Origin of the sequence: Leptospira andrefontaineae (assembly GCF_004770105.1) — a bacterium.
Taxonomy (GTDB): Bacteria; Spirochaetota; Leptospiria; order Leptospirales; family Leptospiraceae; genus Leptospira_B; species Leptospira_B andrefontaineae.
Genome location: NZ_RQEY01000005.1, coordinates 182,852 through 201,114, shown reverse-complemented (window position 1 = coordinate 201,114; position 18,263 = coordinate 182,852). Strand labels below are relative to the sequence as shown.

7 protein-coding genes are annotated in these 18,263 nt (G+C 41.8%); 2 read left to right on the top strand and 5 right to left on the bottom strand.

Going from position 1 to position 18,263, the window contains the following annotated elements:
- Window positions 1-5: 5 nt before the first annotated feature.
- From infB to rimP, 3 genes are all read right to left on the bottom strand, one after another.
- Complete coding sequence (gene infB, locus EHO65_RS02610; RefSeq protein ID WP_135772649.1) at window positions 6-2,870, bottom strand: translation initiation factor IF-2; 2,865 nt, start codon at window positions 2,868-2,870, stop codon at window positions 6-8.
- A 68-nt stretch (window positions 2,871-2,938) separates the two neighbouring features.
- Window positions 2,939-4,309, bottom strand: a complete 1,371-nt coding sequence (nusA, locus tag EHO65_RS02605; protein ID WP_135772648.1) for a transcription termination factor NusA — start codon at window positions 4,307-4,309, stop codon at window positions 2,939-2,941.
- 2 nt (window positions 4,310-4,311) lie between these two features.
- Complete coding sequence (rimP, locus tag EHO65_RS02600; RefSeq protein WP_244243434.1) at window positions 4,312-4,737, bottom strand: ribosome maturation factor RimP; 426 nt, start codon at window positions 4,735-4,737, stop codon at window positions 4,312-4,314.
- A 361-nt stretch (window positions 4,738-5,098) separates the two neighbouring features.
- Here rimP and EHO65_RS02595 point away from each other — a divergent pair, with 361 nt between their 5' ends.
- Together EHO65_RS02595 and EHO65_RS02590 are read left to right on the top strand one after the other, a co-directional pair.
- Window positions 5,099-6,253, top strand: a complete 1,155-nt coding sequence (locus tag EHO65_RS02595; RefSeq protein ID WP_135772647.1) for an LIC_12708 family protein — start codon at window positions 5,099-5,101, stop codon at window positions 6,251-6,253.
- Window position 6,254: 1 nt separating this feature from the next.
- Complete coding sequence (locus EHO65_RS02590) at window positions 6,255-7,730, top strand: bifunctional ADP-dependent NAD(P)H-hydrate dehydratase/NAD(P)H-hydrate epimerase (protein WP_135772646.1); 1,476 nt, start codon at window positions 6,255-6,257, stop codon at window positions 7,728-7,730.
- Between the two features lie 74 nt (window positions 7,731-7,804).
- On the opposite strand, the gene EHO65_RS02585 is transcribed toward EHO65_RS02590, so the two are convergent.
- Window positions 7,805-8,434 (bottom strand): CDGSH iron-sulfur domain-containing protein, encoded by a 630-nt coding sequence (locus EHO65_RS02585; RefSeq protein ID WP_135772645.1) that lies wholly within the window; start codon window positions 8,432-8,434, stop codon window positions 7,805-7,807.
- 52 nt (window positions 8,435-8,486) lie between these two features.
- A complete protein-coding gene (locus EHO65_RS02580; RefSeq protein WP_135772644.1) occupies window positions 8,487-17,666 on the bottom strand; it encodes a TIGR04388 family protein in 9,180 nt (3,059 codons plus the stop codon).
- Between the last annotated feature and the right edge of the window lie 597 nt (window positions 17,667-18,263).

Genomic DNA, 18,263 nt, shown 5'->3' with positions numbered 1-18,263 from the left:
TAACACTACTCCAGCTTCCGTTTTACTACTGTGACAGTATAAGCTTCGATCGTATCGCCAGCCTTGAAGTCGTTGTAATTATCCAACTGGATACCGCATTCGAAATTGTTCACCACTTCGTTGACTTCGTCTTTGAATCTTCGAAGAGATTTGAGTTTTCCGTCGAATACTTGGACTCCATCGCTGATCACGCGGATACCGGAAGCTTTTGTGATCTTTCCGGAAGTAACCATACAACCCGCGATATTTCCGATCTTGGAAACTTTGAAAACTTCTCTGATCTCTGCAGTTCCGATAACTTCTTCGATCCTTTCCGGCTCGAGAAGTCCTTCCATCGCCATCTTGATCTCATCCACAACCTGATAAATGATGTTGTAGTATTTGATCTGAACGCCTTCTTTCTCGGCGAGTGCAATGGTTTTAGGATTCGCACGAACATGGAAACCGATCACGATCGCGTTAGAAGCGGATGCAAGCATCACGTCCATATCCACGATAGCTCCCGCTCCGGATTGAATAACGTTCAGTTTTACATCCGAAGTGGAAAGTTTTTCCAGGGCTTCCTTGATCGCTTCCGCAGAACCACGAACGTCTGCTTTGATAATTACTTTCAGTTCTTTTAATGCACCCTGTTTGATGAACTCGTTCATGTTTTCCAGAGTGACTTTGGAACCTGCAGCTCCTGCGTTTCCAATTCTTTCGAATTCGATACGGTGTTGAGAGATGTTTCTTGCTTCCTTCTCGTCTTCTACAGAGTCGAAAGGTGCTCCCGCATCAGGAACTCCGTCTAGTCCAGTTACCTGAACAGGGAAAGCAGGTCCTGCTTCTTTGATCAGATGACCGTAGTCATCATACATCGCACGAACTCTACCGGAGAATACACCGGCTACGAACGGATCTCCCACTCTTAGGGTTCCGTTTTGGATAAGAACTGTCGCAACTGCTCCGCGACCCGGATCCAGTTTCGCCTCTACGATTGTACCTTTTGCTCTACGTTTAGGGTTCGCTTTCAGATCCAGAACTTCCGCTTGTAGAAGTACTGATTCTAAAAGTTTATCGATCCCTATATTTTCTTTCGCAGAGATCTTGCAATACATTGTGTCCCCGCCCCATTCTTCCGATTGGAGTCCATGGTTAGCGAGTTCCTGCATGATCTTATCAGGATTTGCAGCAGGTAGATCCACTTTGTTGATTGCAACTATGATAGGGACTTTTGCGTCTTTCGCGTGAGACAATGCTTCTAAAGTCTGAGGCATTACTCCGTCGTCAGCAGCAACCACTAAGATCACGATATCCGTAACCTTAGCTCCCCTTGCTCTCATAGAGGTAAACGCTTCGTGACCAGGAGTATCCAAGAAGGTGATTTCCCCTCTGGAAGTCGCTACCTGGTAAGCACCGATATGTTGTGTAATTCCACCGGACTCGGTATCGATGACAGAAGACTTACGGATAGTATCCAATAGTTTTGTCTTACCATGGTCAACGTGACCCATGATTGTAACGACAGGAGGTCTATGGATATAATCTTCCGGACTGTCTTTTTCTTCGTCGATTAGAGTTTCTTCATATAGAGAAACTACTTTTACCTTACAACCGTATTCATCAGCGAGAATGGATGCTGTTTCTGCATCGATGATATTATTGATGGTCACCATCATTCCCATTTTCATGAGTTTTCCGATAACATCACCCGGCTTAAGATTCATTTTCTTAGCCAGTTCTCCTACTTGTACATTCTCCAAAAGAGTGATCTCTTTCGGAACGGAAACTCCAGTAGGCCCGCTTACTTTCTGTTTTTTGTAAGATTGACGGAAGAATTTAGAATTCTCAGAACCTTCCTGACCTTCTGGTCTTCCGCCTCTATCTTTATCATTACGTTTTTTGCCGGAAGGAACTCCTCTTCCGCCTTCTACAGGTCCTAAACCTGGAGGTGGAGCTCCTGCTCCAGGGCCGCCTCTAAATCCGCCACCCTGACCACCTGGGCCTCCTCGGAAACCACCACCTTGGCCGCCACCTGGACCACCACGGAATCCTCCGCCCTGGCCACCTTGACCGCCGCGATATCCGCCACCGCCTTGACCACCCTGGCCTCCACGATAACCACCACCGCCTTGGCCTCCTTGACCGCCACGATAACCGCCACCGCCTTGACCACCCTGGCCTCCGCGATATCCACCGCCGCCACCTTGACCGCCCTGGTAACCACCGCCCTGACCACCTTGACCTCCGCGATATCCACCGCCGCCACCTTGACCGCCTTGGTAACCACCGCCCTGACCACCTTGGCCTCCGCGATATCCACCGCCGCCGCCTTCACGGTTTTGGTATCCGCCGCCTTGACCACCCTGGCCTCCGCGATATCCACCGCCGCCGCCTTCACGGTTTTGGTAACCACCGCCTTGACCACCTTGGTAACCACCACCTTCACGATTTTGGTAACCTTGGTTTCCGTCAGGACGATTTCCTCGGTAATTGCCACCGCCTTCGCGGTTTTGATTTGGGAACGTCGGTCTCTGATTTGGACGAGATACTATAATATTATTGTCTTCTCTCTGGAATGGAGGTCTACCTTCCCCCAAAATATGTTCAGGAGGAGCAGATCTTGGAACTGGAGGCTCTTGGCGAGTGCTTGGTTCCGGAAAGAGAGGTTCTTTTTTAGGAGGAGTAGAACTTTTAGGAGTGCTTGGAGAGGAGGAAGCTGCAGCCGCCGGTTTACTTGGAGCTGGATCTGTAGGGGCCTCTTTCTTTGCAGAAGTAGAAGGCGTTTTTTCGTCCGGCTTCTTTTTGATAACCAGCTTCTTCTTCTTACTTGCATCAGCAGAAGCAGAGCCCTGGAGCTTTTCCTTGATTGATTTATTCTTTTCTTCCATATAATGTCCTGGTCAAGTACGCGATGTACTGAAAACGGGTCCTAAGCCCAAACTCTCAAATTGAGAGATTAGCTCTCCTCCACCCACTCTACAGATTCCGCCAATATCCTTAGGATTTGTGCGGCTGTAGTCTGTCCTATGCCGGGGAGTTTTGCCAAGTCATCCTGGCTAATCTCGATCAACGTCTCGACGTTATTGATCCCTGCGCTCCTTAATAGGCCAATCAATCGGGTAGAAAGTCCAGGTAAATCTTCTAGAGCAGTTGCTCCATCGTCGTCTTCTTCTTCCGTAACAGCAGCGGGAGGACTGAATAATTTATCCAATCTCTCTCTCGCTTCCGGAGAAGAGAACTCTTCGTTATACTGGGCTATTGTTTTGATATCGATCCTAAATCCGGTTAACTGTGAAGCCAACTTTACATTGGAACCGTTAATCCCGATTGCAAGAGATAATTGTTCTTCAGGAACGATTACCATTGCTTCTCTACCCACGGAATCCGCCTTTACATCGTAAGGTTTTGCCGGAGAGATCGCGTTTGCGATAAACTCTGTCGGGTCCGAAGAGTATTGAACGATATCTATTCTTTCGTTTCCTAATTCCCTAACGATGGACTGAATACGAACCCCTTTCATACCAACGCAGGCTCCCACAGGATCAATATCTCCTCTGGTAGCATAAACCACTACTTTGGTACGAATGGAAGGTTGACGAGCCACGTTTACGATCTCTACGAGTCCATCGTAGATCTCTGGGATTTCCATTTCGAAAAGTTTACGAACAAAGTCCGCAGATGCTCTGGAAAGAGTGATCACTGGGATCGGTTCTCTTGGACGAAGTTCAACTTTTTGTATGATTGCTTTTAGACGATCCCCGCTATGATATTTTTCTCCGGGGTTTTGCTCACGCTTAGGCATAACTCCCTCGACCTTACCAAGATCGATGGACATAGCGTCTTTTTTCCAACGTTGGAAATATCCGTGAGTCAGTTCGCCTTCTTTTGCTTTGTATTCCTGATATAGAAGTTCTTTTTCCATATCTCTCAAGCGCTGGAATACCATTTGTTTTGCTTGAGATGAAATGATCCTGGAAAGCTCCATCGGCTTTTCTCTAAAATCCAGGACTTCTCCCTCAGTTGCGTTAGGATAAACAGCCTTAGCGTCTTCTAAGGAGATTTCCAAACCGTTTGCAGGAGAAGACTCCACAACTTTGCGGGACACTATTATAACGACATTTTCTCCGTCTCCGGAGGAAGCAAATTCTACCTTGATCGGACTTTCCTCTTCTTCAAGAGTTTCGATGCCCGACTTCTTTTTGTACGCGGTAATCAAAGAATCACGAATGACTCCCATCACGGCTTCCCTGTCTAAGGATTTGTCGGCACAAAATTGTTGGATCGCTTCCAACAGATTGACTTCGACTTCTTTCTTCTTAACTGCCATAATCAAATACTTACGTACAAATTTCCTTTCAGTATATCCTTCAATTCCAGAATGACTTCCTTTTTTTTAGAACCTTTTGTCTTCCTCTTGGAAAACGGTTCTAAAAAGATCCTGTCTTCTTTCCTATCCAGAATCTTAAAGATTCCTTCTTTATCGCCCGACCCTTCTGATTTATAGACGAGTCGGACCGGTATTCCACGGAATCTATCCAGATCCTCGGGAATCACCAGCTTTCTTTCCGCACCAGCGGAAGAAACCTTGAGAGTATAGTTCAGATCTGGTGAGATCTGCTCCAACTCTTCATTCAGTTTTCTGGAAACTTGCTCACATTCCAGAAGGCTGACGGAACCGTACGGGTGTTCGAGGTGATCCAACTCTACCTCGATCAGCGTATGGTTTGGCCTTTGGCTAACCATGAGTGCATACAGCTTGACGGGAGTGAGAAGGATTCGATCTAAGATCGTTTCGATAACTTCTTTACTGACTGTCAATGCCGGCCTTACAGAGAGTCTCTGAACCGCTTCGTTTTGCCTCAAAAAAGAGGAAAAAACAACCTACAAAAACGGATTATCTCCGAATTTTTTAGGTTTTTCCCATACATTCAATGGGTGGTTCCCGATATTCATTCAAAATATTTTTGGCTAACCCTAGTGTAAAGTAAAAAATAAGCCCAGTTCCAAGCCTTCCTATTGATACGAGCGAAATTGCTTGTTTTCATATACTAAAAAGAAGGATGGTAACGAAATGTCCCGGGCAAACCAAAAATAGGCTCGGGTTTTTATCAGAACCATGCAAAATTCTTTTACTTTCAAAATTTGGACCTCATCTGTCCGCAAATACCTTCCTTTTTTCTTAACTTCTATCTTAGTGATAGGAGCTTGTTCCAAATTCCGAGTGGATGATTATAATCCTTATCTATACGGAAGAGTTAAATTAGGAAAAGATTTAAAAGAATTACAAGTAAGCATAGTCAATCGGGTTCCGACAAATGTTCCGAACCAAGTTGCAGTTGCTTCCGGAGTGATTTACGTTCCAGACTTCGAACAATCTCTGATCAAAGCGTTTAACTCGGACGGAGATCTGAAGTTTGTGATCGGAAACTCCAAAGAAAAACAAGACAAAGTCAAAACTTATAATATTAAATTAGGTAGAATTGGATTAGTTACCGTTTCCGATGGAGACGATATCTATGTTCAATCTAGAATTTCTAGAGAAGATGCAAAGTCAGATAAAGTAGCTGAAAACATTTATACAAAAAAATCCGGAGAATTTCGCACGGAAGCGGAAGAAGCAGTTCCTTCTGTAATCTTAAAAATAAATGATTCCGGAAAACTTTCCCAAACAATCTACGCTGACGGTGTAGGAGGTTCTATTCCATTCGGTTATGTGGAAAGAATGGAAGCAGGAAACAACGACCTATTATTTGTTTTCCATAGGCAGAATGGAGTTATGAGACTCAGCATTTTTGACGAGTCCGGAAAATTAAAACAAAAGGTAGAAGGTTCCGATTTCAAAGATTCTCTGAATCAAGGTGAAGCTTACACTTGGTATGTGGATTCTTTCATCTCTCATCCGGATGGAGAATATGTGCTTGGATCTTTTAGTTTTTACGAAACCAAATCCGGAAGATTTAAGAATAGAAAGATCTTAAAATACGAACTCAAAGACAAAAGGATCACTCCGATCAAAGAGATACAAGATCCTTCCGAAACATTATATTGGGTCCTGAACAATGATAACTTCTTCATCTGGGAAACAGAAGTAGAAGAAGGAAATTCGATCCGACTACAAGTCCACGACGAAGATGGAAATCATGTAAATAATATCCGACTCAACTACCCTCCTCCTCGCGGACTCTGGAGAGAAACTTGGATGGATACAAACGATGAAATCTATTCCATGAAGATCAGATCCGGTTATTTAGAGATCCATAAATGGAAATAAAATGAACGGGTCTCCTCCTAATTTCCAGGTTTTATTTAGCGAAGAAGAAGCAAAACTCCTAGACGAGCAAACCATCCGAGACAGAAAAATTTCGGGAACCTTGCTCATGGGATTTGCAGCAGTTTCCATCTTTCAAACCTGGGAAGAAGTTTTTAGAGCCGCAAAAAAGGTCATCATACTATGCGGTTCCGGGAATAACGGAGGAGACGGATATGCTTTAGCCCAATTTTTAAGGGCAGAAGGTATACTCGTGGAGATTTACTCCAAAGAAGGAAACCTCTCCGAAGAAACAAAATATTATAAAAATCTAACGGAAGAACTTAAGCTCCCAAATTTTCCTTTGGAAAAATTTAAGTCTGATCTTGTAAATCCGCGAGAAGTAATAGTAGATTCCCTTTTAGGGACAGGGTTCAAGAGCCCATTATCAGGAGAAATTTCAAAAGCCATTGCAGAAATACGTTCTGCGAAAGAAAGATTAAAGGATTCTTTGCTCATTTTAAGCGTAGATGCGGTTTCCGGATATTCTCCTGACGAAAAAATCCCATTTACAGCAGATATTCTAGCGGATATCGGATCTCCTAAGATCAAAAATGTATTCTATCCTTTATCTAAGGACAGAAAATCATTTCATCCAATCGGATTCCTCCGACAAGAATTCAAAACTTCCAAATATCTATTACCCAGAGCAAACAAAGAAGAACTAGTTTCTAAACTTGCCAGAGAAAAAGATTCCCATAAATACAAGAACGGCTCTGCAGTATTCATAGGTGGATCAGAAGGAATGTCGGGGGCAATCCTATCTTCTGCACTTGCATTCCAAGAATTAGGTGGAGGAATTTCCCAAATACTCACTCCTTCCGCAAATACTCTCATAAAGGTTTTGAAAAAAGATCCTTCTTTCATGATTTCCGAATTGGAAACTTCTAAAAAATCCACTGATTTTCCTTTTCTGAAGAAGGCAAGAGTTGTCTGTGTCGGGCCTGGGCTTACTCCTTCCGATCTTCCTCACTTTTCCTTTTCTAAAGAAACAACTCTGATTTTTGATGCGGGCGCATTAAAATATTTGGATGATAAACATCTAGGTCCGCGTACGATACTCACTCCCCATTTAGGGGAATGGTCTTCCATCACTGGTAAAAAGGTCCAAAGTCAATATTCTGCATTAGAAGATGCAAATATTTGGGCAAAAGAAAAGGGAACATACTTACTCTTAAAAGGGCCCGTTTCAATTCTATTTACACCCGAAGGAAATTCATACTTCTGGGAATTCCAAGAACCTAAACTTGCCGTCATGGGTACAGGTGATCTACTTGTTGGAATTCTAACATTTTTCTTATCCAAAGGAGAAGATATGATAGAATCAGTCAGACTTTCCCAAAGTGTTCTTTTATACTGCGCGGAAGAATGTAAAGGGTATCCTACAGCGGGCAGAATACGCAAGAAGATCCGGACTCTGACCGAGTGGCAAAACTTTTAAGTTTCGCACGGAGTTCACGGAGAACACAAAGTTTTAAATTGGTAAAAAGAAAAACGATAGATTCGCAGAGTAAATTACTCGGACTTAAATTTGATCTTACGATGAGTCCCATCACAATAAGGTTTATTGGAAGAACCACCGCAACGACATAGGTAAGTTTCGGTGGTCCTATTTGTTACTTTTCCAGTCCCGGAACAAATTTCCAGATTTCCACTCACCTTCAAAGGACCGTTTTTAGTAGGATCAATTTTTAGAATTCCATTTCGAACAGGCAAGGTTTCAGATTCTTGGATCGGAGGTTCTCCAGTTGCGGTAAATCCAATACTTACATGAGTCGCATCACAAAAAGGTTTTTGAGTAGAAGCTCCACATCTACAAAGCGTAAGCCTATATTGTTTTTCTACTCCTTCCAACTCAAGATCTGCATGGATGGCAAGAGGCCCATTCTCTCTTACTCGCAAAACATTGATTGGAGGAGCAGTTTCTTTAAAAGAAGGATCATTCGATTCAAAACGGATCGCACCCGATGGACAATTCAAAGCTAAAGATCTGATCTCTTCTACACTTGCTTTATCAGGATAGATCCATTCTCCTTCTACATTCGGGACAAATACATCAGGTCTACTTAACACACAATTGCGAGAATGAATACATTTCTTGCCATCAAAAAGAATGGTGGCTTGTTTTCCTTTTACGATTTCCATGATCTGGCTACTGGCCCAAAGTATGGGCCGGTCTTAAAACAATATCAAGCAATTAGTGACTTGGGTATTTCTTAATTTGTTGCGGTTCATGTTTAAACTTAGTTTTAGGGTCAGTAGCCATCTTGTTCCTAAAATAATCCGAATGAATTGCATAGCCGGTAACGTTTCCACTGTCATCGCGCATTGGTTGATAAAAGGCTCTATCGATATTAGGTCGACCAGAACCTTGAAAAATCACGGTTGTATGCAAATGGTTTCCCTTTGAAAAGCCTGTACTACCTGCTACCCCAATCTTATCTCCCGCTTTGACAGGATCATCTTTTTTTAAGGGTGTTCCGTCTGCCTTCATTGGAGCTTTATCTAAATGCAAATATCTGACTTCATATGACCCTATAAAGTCTCCTTCTGTTATTTGACTTAGAATAGAAACACTATTACCACCCTGCTTAGTAAACTTCTCAGGATTAGAGCGTACACTATCTGGGAGTTCCAGCAATTGATCAGAGGTCAAAAAGCCACCACCCGCTAGTTTAAATCGATATACATTATCCTTTCCTTTAACAGCAAGAACGCCTACCGCCTTTGGTGCTGGGGAAAATTTCTCAGGCTCTTTTGATTTAGGGTCTTTACTTCTTTCATCTTGATACATTTTTTCCAATTTGTCCGAGGAATAAGATTCTCCAGTGTCCTTATTATAGTACCCTGGGTTTTGAATCCTGTTTCCAGTCTTATCATACTCCACATCTTTATAAACTACCCCTTGATCAGCGAGCAGCTTAGGAACCTGTTTATTAAGTGTGATGGAATGACCGGTATCGACTATACCAAGAACTTGTCCAGGATAGGACGAATTGGTTTGTTGTCCTTTTGACGCAAGGTAGTCATTTCCAACATGTGATGCCGCACTAAAAATTAAGTAATCGAAGAAGTTCTTAGCCTCCGGAACTAGCTCAAATGAACGACCTTCATCACCGAAACGTGAACTATTCGAGGTTGAGTTACTATTAATATTGTCCCCCAGATGATTTTTCGAATTTTCTGTAATTTTAAATTCTTTCTTACCAAAAGGTGTAAAATACTCTTTGTAAAGCTTAAGGGCATCCTGATATTTTTGCCCTCCTTTTTCTTCTCCTGGTCGGAGATCTTCGATCAATTGACTTTTAATAGTATACTCCTCTGAAGTTTGCGATCGATTTTTACATTGCCTAAGTAGTTCATCAACTTCTGCTTCTTTTGCCTTATTCCCCGATTTGTTATATTTACGTTTGTCTTTCTCCAGGTCCTCTTTCATCTGTTTTAACAAAGGTGGTTCAGATTCATAACTGTCATTGACCTTTACCGCACGCTCCGCCAATGATTTTAAATCTTCTTCCGTGGGTGGTTTTTCGCTTTCTAAACTTGGCTTATGAGTGAAAAAATCCTGATAATCTGCATATATTTCTTCACGTAATTGATCCGCCTGATCCTGAAGCTGAGAGTATTTTTCTCCTTCATTAACCGGATTTACCTTGGACAATTCTTCCTCGAGTGAGTCCAACTTTTTCCGTTTATCTTTTATCTGTTTTGCTACTTCTTTCCGAGGTGTATTCCTGTAATTATTGTCAGCTCTCTTCATCGTCCGAACGTCTTTATATCCGGGTGCAATTTCATTTGCAGTATTTGCAATAGAAGCCACTATTTCTCTAAGCTCTTTGACTTCTGCCGGATTCCGGTCTGCCTTTAAAAGCAAGTAAAAGTATCTTTTAATAACTCCCTCAGGAATTCCTTTTCTTCTCAAATTTACATAATCATGCAGGAGTTTACTTTTAGAATATATCTCTTTTATTTTCTTCTTGAACCATTCAGGAAGTGCGTGACTCGCTTGAGGATTTTCTTGTAAATGTTTCTTTCTCTCTTCATCTAATTTGCGAATTTCACTTTCCTTTTCTGCATTCAAAGATTCATTAGATTTAAGAATTTGTTTCCTTTCTTCTGGAGCAAGGTTATTTCCCTCATATTCGACTTTCTCAGCCAGTTGTTTGCCAATTGGATAATTTCCGTAAAGGCCGAATATTTGGTCATCTTGTTGTTTAAACTCCCCAATACGCTTTTGATAATGCTCTTTATTCGAAGTTTCTTGTTTTCCAAGTTGTTTTAGATAATCAAATACCTGAGAAAAACCTGTAGGCTCTGCATCGCCCGAGCTTGGTTTAGCCTGTCCAACTTCCTCCCCTTTAAGGAAGTTTTCAATCTTCTCTCTAATTCCTTCATCTTGCTTTGCCGACTGAGCTCCTCTTTCATCTTTTTTTATGAGCTGCTCATGCTTTGCAATCTCTTGCGCCCGTTGCGCATAACCGACAGGATCCTTTCCAGTTTTAAAAGCGAAATCCAAAGCAGATGTAGTGGGATCAAATCCATCCGGATTAGGTTTTCCCTGATCCGGATTGCTCTTTCTTTGGTTATCGTCATTTGACTTCTTCATATTCCCAAGGGCAGAAATCTTTTTATTTGTATTTTCTTCTAAAAGTTTATTTATTTTCTCAATTTCATCACCGAAAGTTTTTTCAATCCTAGAGGTAACATCCCGCTGCTCTGGGGTCATATTCTTTGGTTTATCTTTCCCAAAATTATCCTTAGCTGCCTGCAATGCATCCCTTCGTCGACGAAGCTGGTCTCCCTCTTTTACTGCATCATCCATGTCTTTCTTCGCCCTCGCATAATTCGGAGGTGTGAATGTCGGAGTAGGAAGAGAAGTATCCCCAATCACTTTATCAATGCTAAATTCCTTCAGAGAATTGGTGTTTGGGTTTCCGGAATTTTTCGAGATACTATCTAGAAGAAAATGACTTTTTGTTATAGGGCCGTAGATACCCATGCCTGGTTTATTCGGAAAACATCCTTCGTGGTTATGCACCCAAATCCCGGAATCGCCCACGAAGTATGAATGAAAATCTTCTACTTCGAAATTGTAAACGGTAGTGATTTGTTTTTCTATTTGTAAATCAGAGACCTCTAGGGTGTTACCATCAGCGGTGAATACAATATCGCCTATATTTAGGTCTTTCGCATCCACCCATTCAGAATTCGTAATATTAAAATTTTGTCCTTTGTATTCAGTTTTTTGCCTTCTAAAAGGATGTTCTTTAGTCGTTCCCAGATTTGAATCATCCGAAAAAGAGATCCAATGGACCGAATCGGTTTCTTTTATAATACTTTGTAAAACCCGCTTATAGCCAAGCTCACCTGTCTCATCATTTTTTGCTAATACAACATCGCCAGCATGAATTTGCTCTATAGGAACTGTCTCTTCCCATTCAGGATGTCTTTCGAGAGAGTTTACGAATCCCTTATATTCTTTTCGCAACTTGGTAATTTCGGTTCCGGCAACAAAACAAGTCGAAAATCTAAAATTGCCTTTGGAATCTATCGACGCAATTCCATCGTCTGAGATCCCGAAAGATTGTTTAATTCCACCTGCAAGCCTTTTCAGGAATCCTTCAACTCCTTCTGGAGAATCTTTAGTAGTTTCAAAACTTGCGAGCTTCTTTTCCTTAATCATCTCATCTGCGACCTGCTTCATAGCAGCCGTAAGTTCTTTCTGTTGTGCCTCGTTTGAACTATGAAAATACTCATCAAATTTTGCTCTCAATGCATTTGGATCTTTCTCCAACAAATTCTGAAGCTCTGCTTCGGACAATTTACCTTTAGCGACCAATGCCCTTCCTTCAAGTTCGGCTATTTTTCGACCGGTCTCATTCGCATTATCTTGTGCGTTTTGCGAAGCTATACTTTGGTTAAACTGATTTTGGAAATTATGATTTCCTGCAAATTTACCAAAGGAGCCAGTATTCGAATCATAATTGACCGAACCGATCGTCCCTCCTAAAACACTGGCACTCAAACTAAAAATGCCATCATTAGAAAAAGATAAATTAGCCCCGGGTCCCTTAAGGATGGAGGGCAGTTTGTCTCCACCATAACTATAGCCGACACCTAGGCTTGCTTGGCCAGTTTTACTAGCGGAAATACTGTAACTTAGATTATTTCCACCCGGTAATTTATGGCTATAACTTCCGCTGGCAGTATAATTGCCGGTTGATAGATTATAATCCAATCCCAGTCCGAGATCACCTTCAAAACCGAGATTAAAATTGACCCCAAGACCGCTTCCGGGGGCAAAAGAAAGACCACCGGATGCACTAGATAAATTTTTCAGTACCGAAATATCAAGGTCCGCGGCATTGTATGAGATTCCTCCTCCCCAACCACCTTTTACTTCTCTCTGTCCGGTAAGAATATTAGCATTTTTATGTTCTGTCCAGCTTACATAACCCGTCACTGGTGTATTAAATCCTACGGTGGCTAAAGATATAAGCCCGTTCACAAAACCAGATATCGCTCCGTTTGTTCCATCTAATTTTCCGCCTATATAAGCTTGTGCAACCGCAGAAGTTATCCCCGCTATTAATTGTCCCCCAGTAATCCCTTGAGCAACACCTGCTGCAGTTGTCCCTGTTTGAATAAGAACACTGGAGAGCCAGCTACTTGCTTGCGCACCTGCAGCTCCAGCGCTAAAATATGTCATTGCTGCGGCAGCAGCGACTTGAACGACTAACTGTGCATCCTTTAGTTTCTGCTCTTTAGCCGCCTTCTTTGCCTCACGCTCATCTACATAATGTTTTAATAATAAACCAATTGTTTCCCCATCTAAACCTGGGAAATTAGGGGCAAGAAAATCTCCAATATTTGCGAATATTTGTTTCCGGACATCCTCCATCACCATGGCTTCATTAACTTCGCCGTAATGCATGGATGCTTTTAAATCCGCTCCAGTGAACTTATTCATAGCGAATTTGGACTGCTTATAAATATCGTCCCTCAAATCTTCGCCAATGATTCCCAAAGAGCTATATATATCAGTAAATGTGGTGACCATTCCGCGGAGGAATTTGGCTGATAAAGTAGTTAATCCGCCTCCGAAAGCCTGATCATCTACCCAGGCAGCGGGTCCTAACGTTGCATATCTTAAAAGATTTCTCTTTTCTAGATCGTTCTCTGCTTGTTTTCTGATAATATAATTTGCAGCTTGTTCGGACCAGGTATTGATGGTTGCTTCGTCCCAACCCTGTTGTCTTCCGATCTCTCGCACCATTTCACTGGCGATAAGTGGCTGATCAGTTTTCCATTGCCGAAGAGCTTCTTTTTCGTCTTTATACTTGAATTGATTAATTGTGTATCTTAGATCTTTATTGAATTCTTTTTCTTCTCTCTCACTTATCAATCCTAAGTCACCTGCAGCATGCGCGTATCCTTTATAGATAGCGCCCATCACTTCTGCCATAGGGCTTGTTATAGCGACCGTTAATGCTTTCAATTGTCCTGCAATCGATTTTAAAGAAAACGCGGAGCCATTCATTCCGAATGCATCTTTTGCGTCTTTCATTTTCATGTAATCGGTCACAAGTTGAGTTGCTAAACCAATATGCTCATCCGACCAACCATGTTCTTGCCCGTACTTCATTATGGCAAAACTGGCTATATTATACTTGAAATTCTCCCAAGCATCGATCGCTCTCAGATTATCCGCATTTTTTATCTGATCGTACATAATTGGAGGATAGAACGAAGTCAATCCACCGAAGCCCATATCATCAAGAATCCCTTCTGCCTGATGGATTCCCCATCCGAGACCTCCGTATTGGCGATTCATTTCCTTTTCCGCTTGATGAGCCGAGTATTGGGTATATTGCATTCCGGAAATAAAGGCCGCTGTCTGGGGATCCAAGTCCAAAGTTTTTACTAGTATAGACGCATAAATATCCTGCACACCTTGTTGGAGCTGAGAATGGAACCACTCAACGTTAGTTGCGCCGCCTAGGAAAACAACCTTGATATAGTCCAAGACGAAGTTCAGAGTTTTGATCTGGTGAGAAATTTCTCGTGACGCGATATTCGAATAATAGCTGTTATTAGCACCCAGAGCGGTTACTTCCGAAAATAGAAAGGCGCTTGATTTAGAGTCGGAGAAGTAATTGTTTAGATTTGCGAAACTTTGGCTTACGTATTCTCCGATCCCGTTATTGCCTGCATCGAATATATTTCCAAGACTGGACAAACCTCGGCCAAGTAATGTTTTCTTAGGAGCATGGATGGTAATAGATTTGTTTACAGAATCATAAACATAATCGTCATAATTAGTACCATCTCCACCTTCTCTGAGATAGGCTCCCCCGGTATAAGCCTTCATCTTTGCGGAAATAGTGCCGTCCGAATTCAGAACAACATCACTATATTTCTTCTCTACATAACTTGAGCAAGCAGCATTACTTAAATCATCTCCGCAGGTATCTTTCAACCAATCGGAAAGGGTTTTGTAGATTGTTTTTCCGTCTTCGTCTTTCTTTTGAGTACCATCCTCGTTTAATACTGCAATCTTTTGCCCGTTCTGAAGGACGTAGCTTTCGTTTCCTTCTTCTACGATATCTATATTCTTATCTTGTAATAATTTACCGAATGCGTTTTGCCTGAAGGTAAGCTCCTTCTTCATCGAATCCGCTATTCCCTGCATGAAACTCATGCTACTGTTTACTACACTATTATTCGTAGCGGATAAAAGAGTTAGGTTAGAAGATCCTGTAATGAGATTATTGAAATTTTCAGCAAAATTGCTAAGTAAACTAGTATCAGGGATACGAGTATTCGCTTGAGAGATATTACCTTTTAAGCCAGATAAAATATCGGTATAGGAGCTTAAATCTGCCGAGGCAGTCGCATTAGCATTCGGGATACCTTTATTAAAATCCAGTTTTCCTAATATTTCTTGGTATAAAGAATCGTAATTACTCTGGCCTTTGGCATCTCTTAAAGAATTTGCTGCGGCATCAAAGGCCTTCTCCGCTTGCTCTTGGAGAGAGAGCATAGCTGCCATCCAATCACTTTCCTGGTCCTGTAAATCGGTTACCCCTTGGTTATATGTTTCTTGAGCCTCCGCAATCGCTTCTGCTCTTTCGATTTGCCAAGCATCATACTGACCTTCGTACGTAGCCACTTGTGCAGTCCAGTTGATGATAGAAGGTAGCACATTTTGAGCCCAATTATACTGAAACCCTTGTAGTTGGGTAACAAGATCTTCGTAAGTTGTTACGTTTGCGACGGAATTATTGTCCTGGGTTGTTACACTCAAATTCACCCAAATGGAGTCATGCAGCTGGGAAGCAGGAAGGATTCCCGCAGGGAATAGTCCCCACCAAAGTACCGTATCCATTTGGAAGTCTACGAAAGCACCTCCAGTTTGTGAGTAACTTTCATTTGTCCCCCATAAAGCAGCACATCCACCCCAGTATTTGCAATATGGATGTGAGTAATCCGCTTCCCATAAATCAAAAGTATAATTCTCGTCATTATAGGCCATTAGATCCGCATTAACGATACCGGTAATCGTTGTTCCAGGACTAAGGCCTAATAACGAAAAGAATCCTCCATCATCAGTTCCGTTCAGCAGATTATCCGAGTAAGCAGCCATGATCCAGTTGATCAAATCGGTTTGGGTAATTTGATGATCAATATAATCTGCAATCATTTTAGCGAGACCAGCGAGGCCGGACACATCAGTAGGGTTTAAATACTCCCCCATACTTAAGCTGAGAGAAGAGGAACTTGTAGGAACAGGTAAATAGCCGCAAAACCCACTGGATAAACACTTAAAGGAATATTCACTTTCCCCTACATGAATAGTTTCAGGCCCTGTTACTCCGTTGATCATATTAGAGAGGGCAGCTTGAGTGCTCGAAAGTTCGTTATTTAAAAAATTCATCATCTGTCCGGATGCATAAAGTAAAGTAGCATCCATAGACTGAACCTTGCAAGAATGGCCGCTGGTACAAACCACACAGGAGGTATCTCCCGCGGGACAGGTCGTTGCTAAATAAGTTCCCGTCAGAGAATTCCCGCTGGTATTCACCACTGCACTATGACAAGTAGAAGTAGTACAGGTCCCGGTGGTAAAACTACCTGTACTGCTATCAAAATATCCTTTGACGCACGTATCTCCGTTCAAACAAGCAAGGTTGTAATGAAGCATAGTCCCGCTCGTGGAATCGAAGATCGCAGGCATATCGTAACCTGCCTGCAATGCATTCATAACGTTATTGATAGCGGATTGAAAAGCTTTTCCATCGGCATTTAAACCGGTGCGAATAGAGATATTTTCCTTCTCCTCTCCGTCACAGGTATGTCCACTCGGGCAACTCACTTCCAAATATTTTTTGTCCGTAGTATCGTACAGAATGCTTACGCAAGATTGCCCTAAAGGGCAGCTACCTTGATTAAAAAACTGACCACTAGACTTATCGTATTCGTAAGTATTACAAACATGTCCCGAAGCACAGCTTGCTATTAAATAAGAATTCGTATTATTATCGTATAAAACATTGATAGAATTCCAAAAAAGATCATTTCCATTAAGATATGCCTGATAACCGTCCAAGCCCGCTTGGATCTGATCCTTTACATTTGCCTCAGTCTGCTCTAACATAGCCAAATATGCTTGGTACTGCCTTTCGGTTTCGTTGATTTGGTTTAGAACATTCTGATAGCTTTGAGTTAGATTCTGAAGGGCTTGCTGATAAGTCCAAAGACCATTTTGGATATTATAATTGAATTGGTTCCACCATTGCGCTTCCATGTTTTCCAAATTCTGCTGAGCGCCGTTTAATATTGCCTGTTGATTCGGATCGTTCAAATTTAAGTTTAAATTTTGTCCGTTAATAAATTGATCCCATTGGTTAGAAAACGAATCCATAGCAGCTTGAGTAGATGCGCTGTTTGCACCGAATACATCGCTAAGATATTGACTTCTCTCTTGAGTAATCTCTAATTCAGCATCTTGTTGCCATTGCAAAAGAAGTTCGTTCGCTTGGCTTTGTAAAGTGTCATACACATAACTTTGGTAATCCGCAACACTTGCATAATGATCGCTCGTATCAATAGAATTTACAATTTGAGAGATCTGCATTTGTAACTGGATCTCCCATTGAGATTGTAAAACTCCTAAACTTTGAAAAACAAAAGCATCCCAATTACCAACGGATTGCATCCTGTCGGCCAAAACGAAGGTTTGGTCCATAGAACTCGAACTAAAATTTGGAGCATTTAAAGTCGGAACGGAAACGGGATCAGGAAATGTACGATCAAACCCTAACGGTAAGAACAGTATAATGAGGATATATTTATAGCTTTGTATTGATTTACGCATAGCACCACTCAGAACAGGAAAAGATCAAGGTGCATAGCAATAAGAGCAATAGAATTTTAAAGTAAGAACAAAAAAAATCTGAATGTAAGATTGAATAGTAAATGGAAATATCTTATACCCTAAATTGGATATATAAAGTCTCGTAAGAAAACAATTATTGATAAAGTTGTTTCTTGTTCTTCATCAGTTGCATTTTCCACAGTCAAGCTTGTGTGGATTCATACTATAAGTCGTGGATTTAGAATCGCTTTCCGCTGTTAAATTAAAGTGTTAAACGAAATTGATATTGCAAGTCCTCAAAGAATCCACTCATTCATCCCGGTGAGTCGTTTAATGTTAGTTTAGGCGACTCCTGACTTTGTCAGGACCGCGCTCTACGCTTCAATCAGCGAAGCACCATTACGGTTTTCTTATTTACAACCTTCATTCTTTACGACGGTGCATCGCCGGATTTCCGCTGCGATCCCTGTCGCGTTGTTAATCAATGTCCTCAGATTTTTCTTAGCTTCTCACTGTTCTTTTCTCACACAGAGCCGCTAAGACACGGAGGGTTTTGTTTCTTCTCTAAGCCCAATCCCTCTCACTTAGAAAATTGTT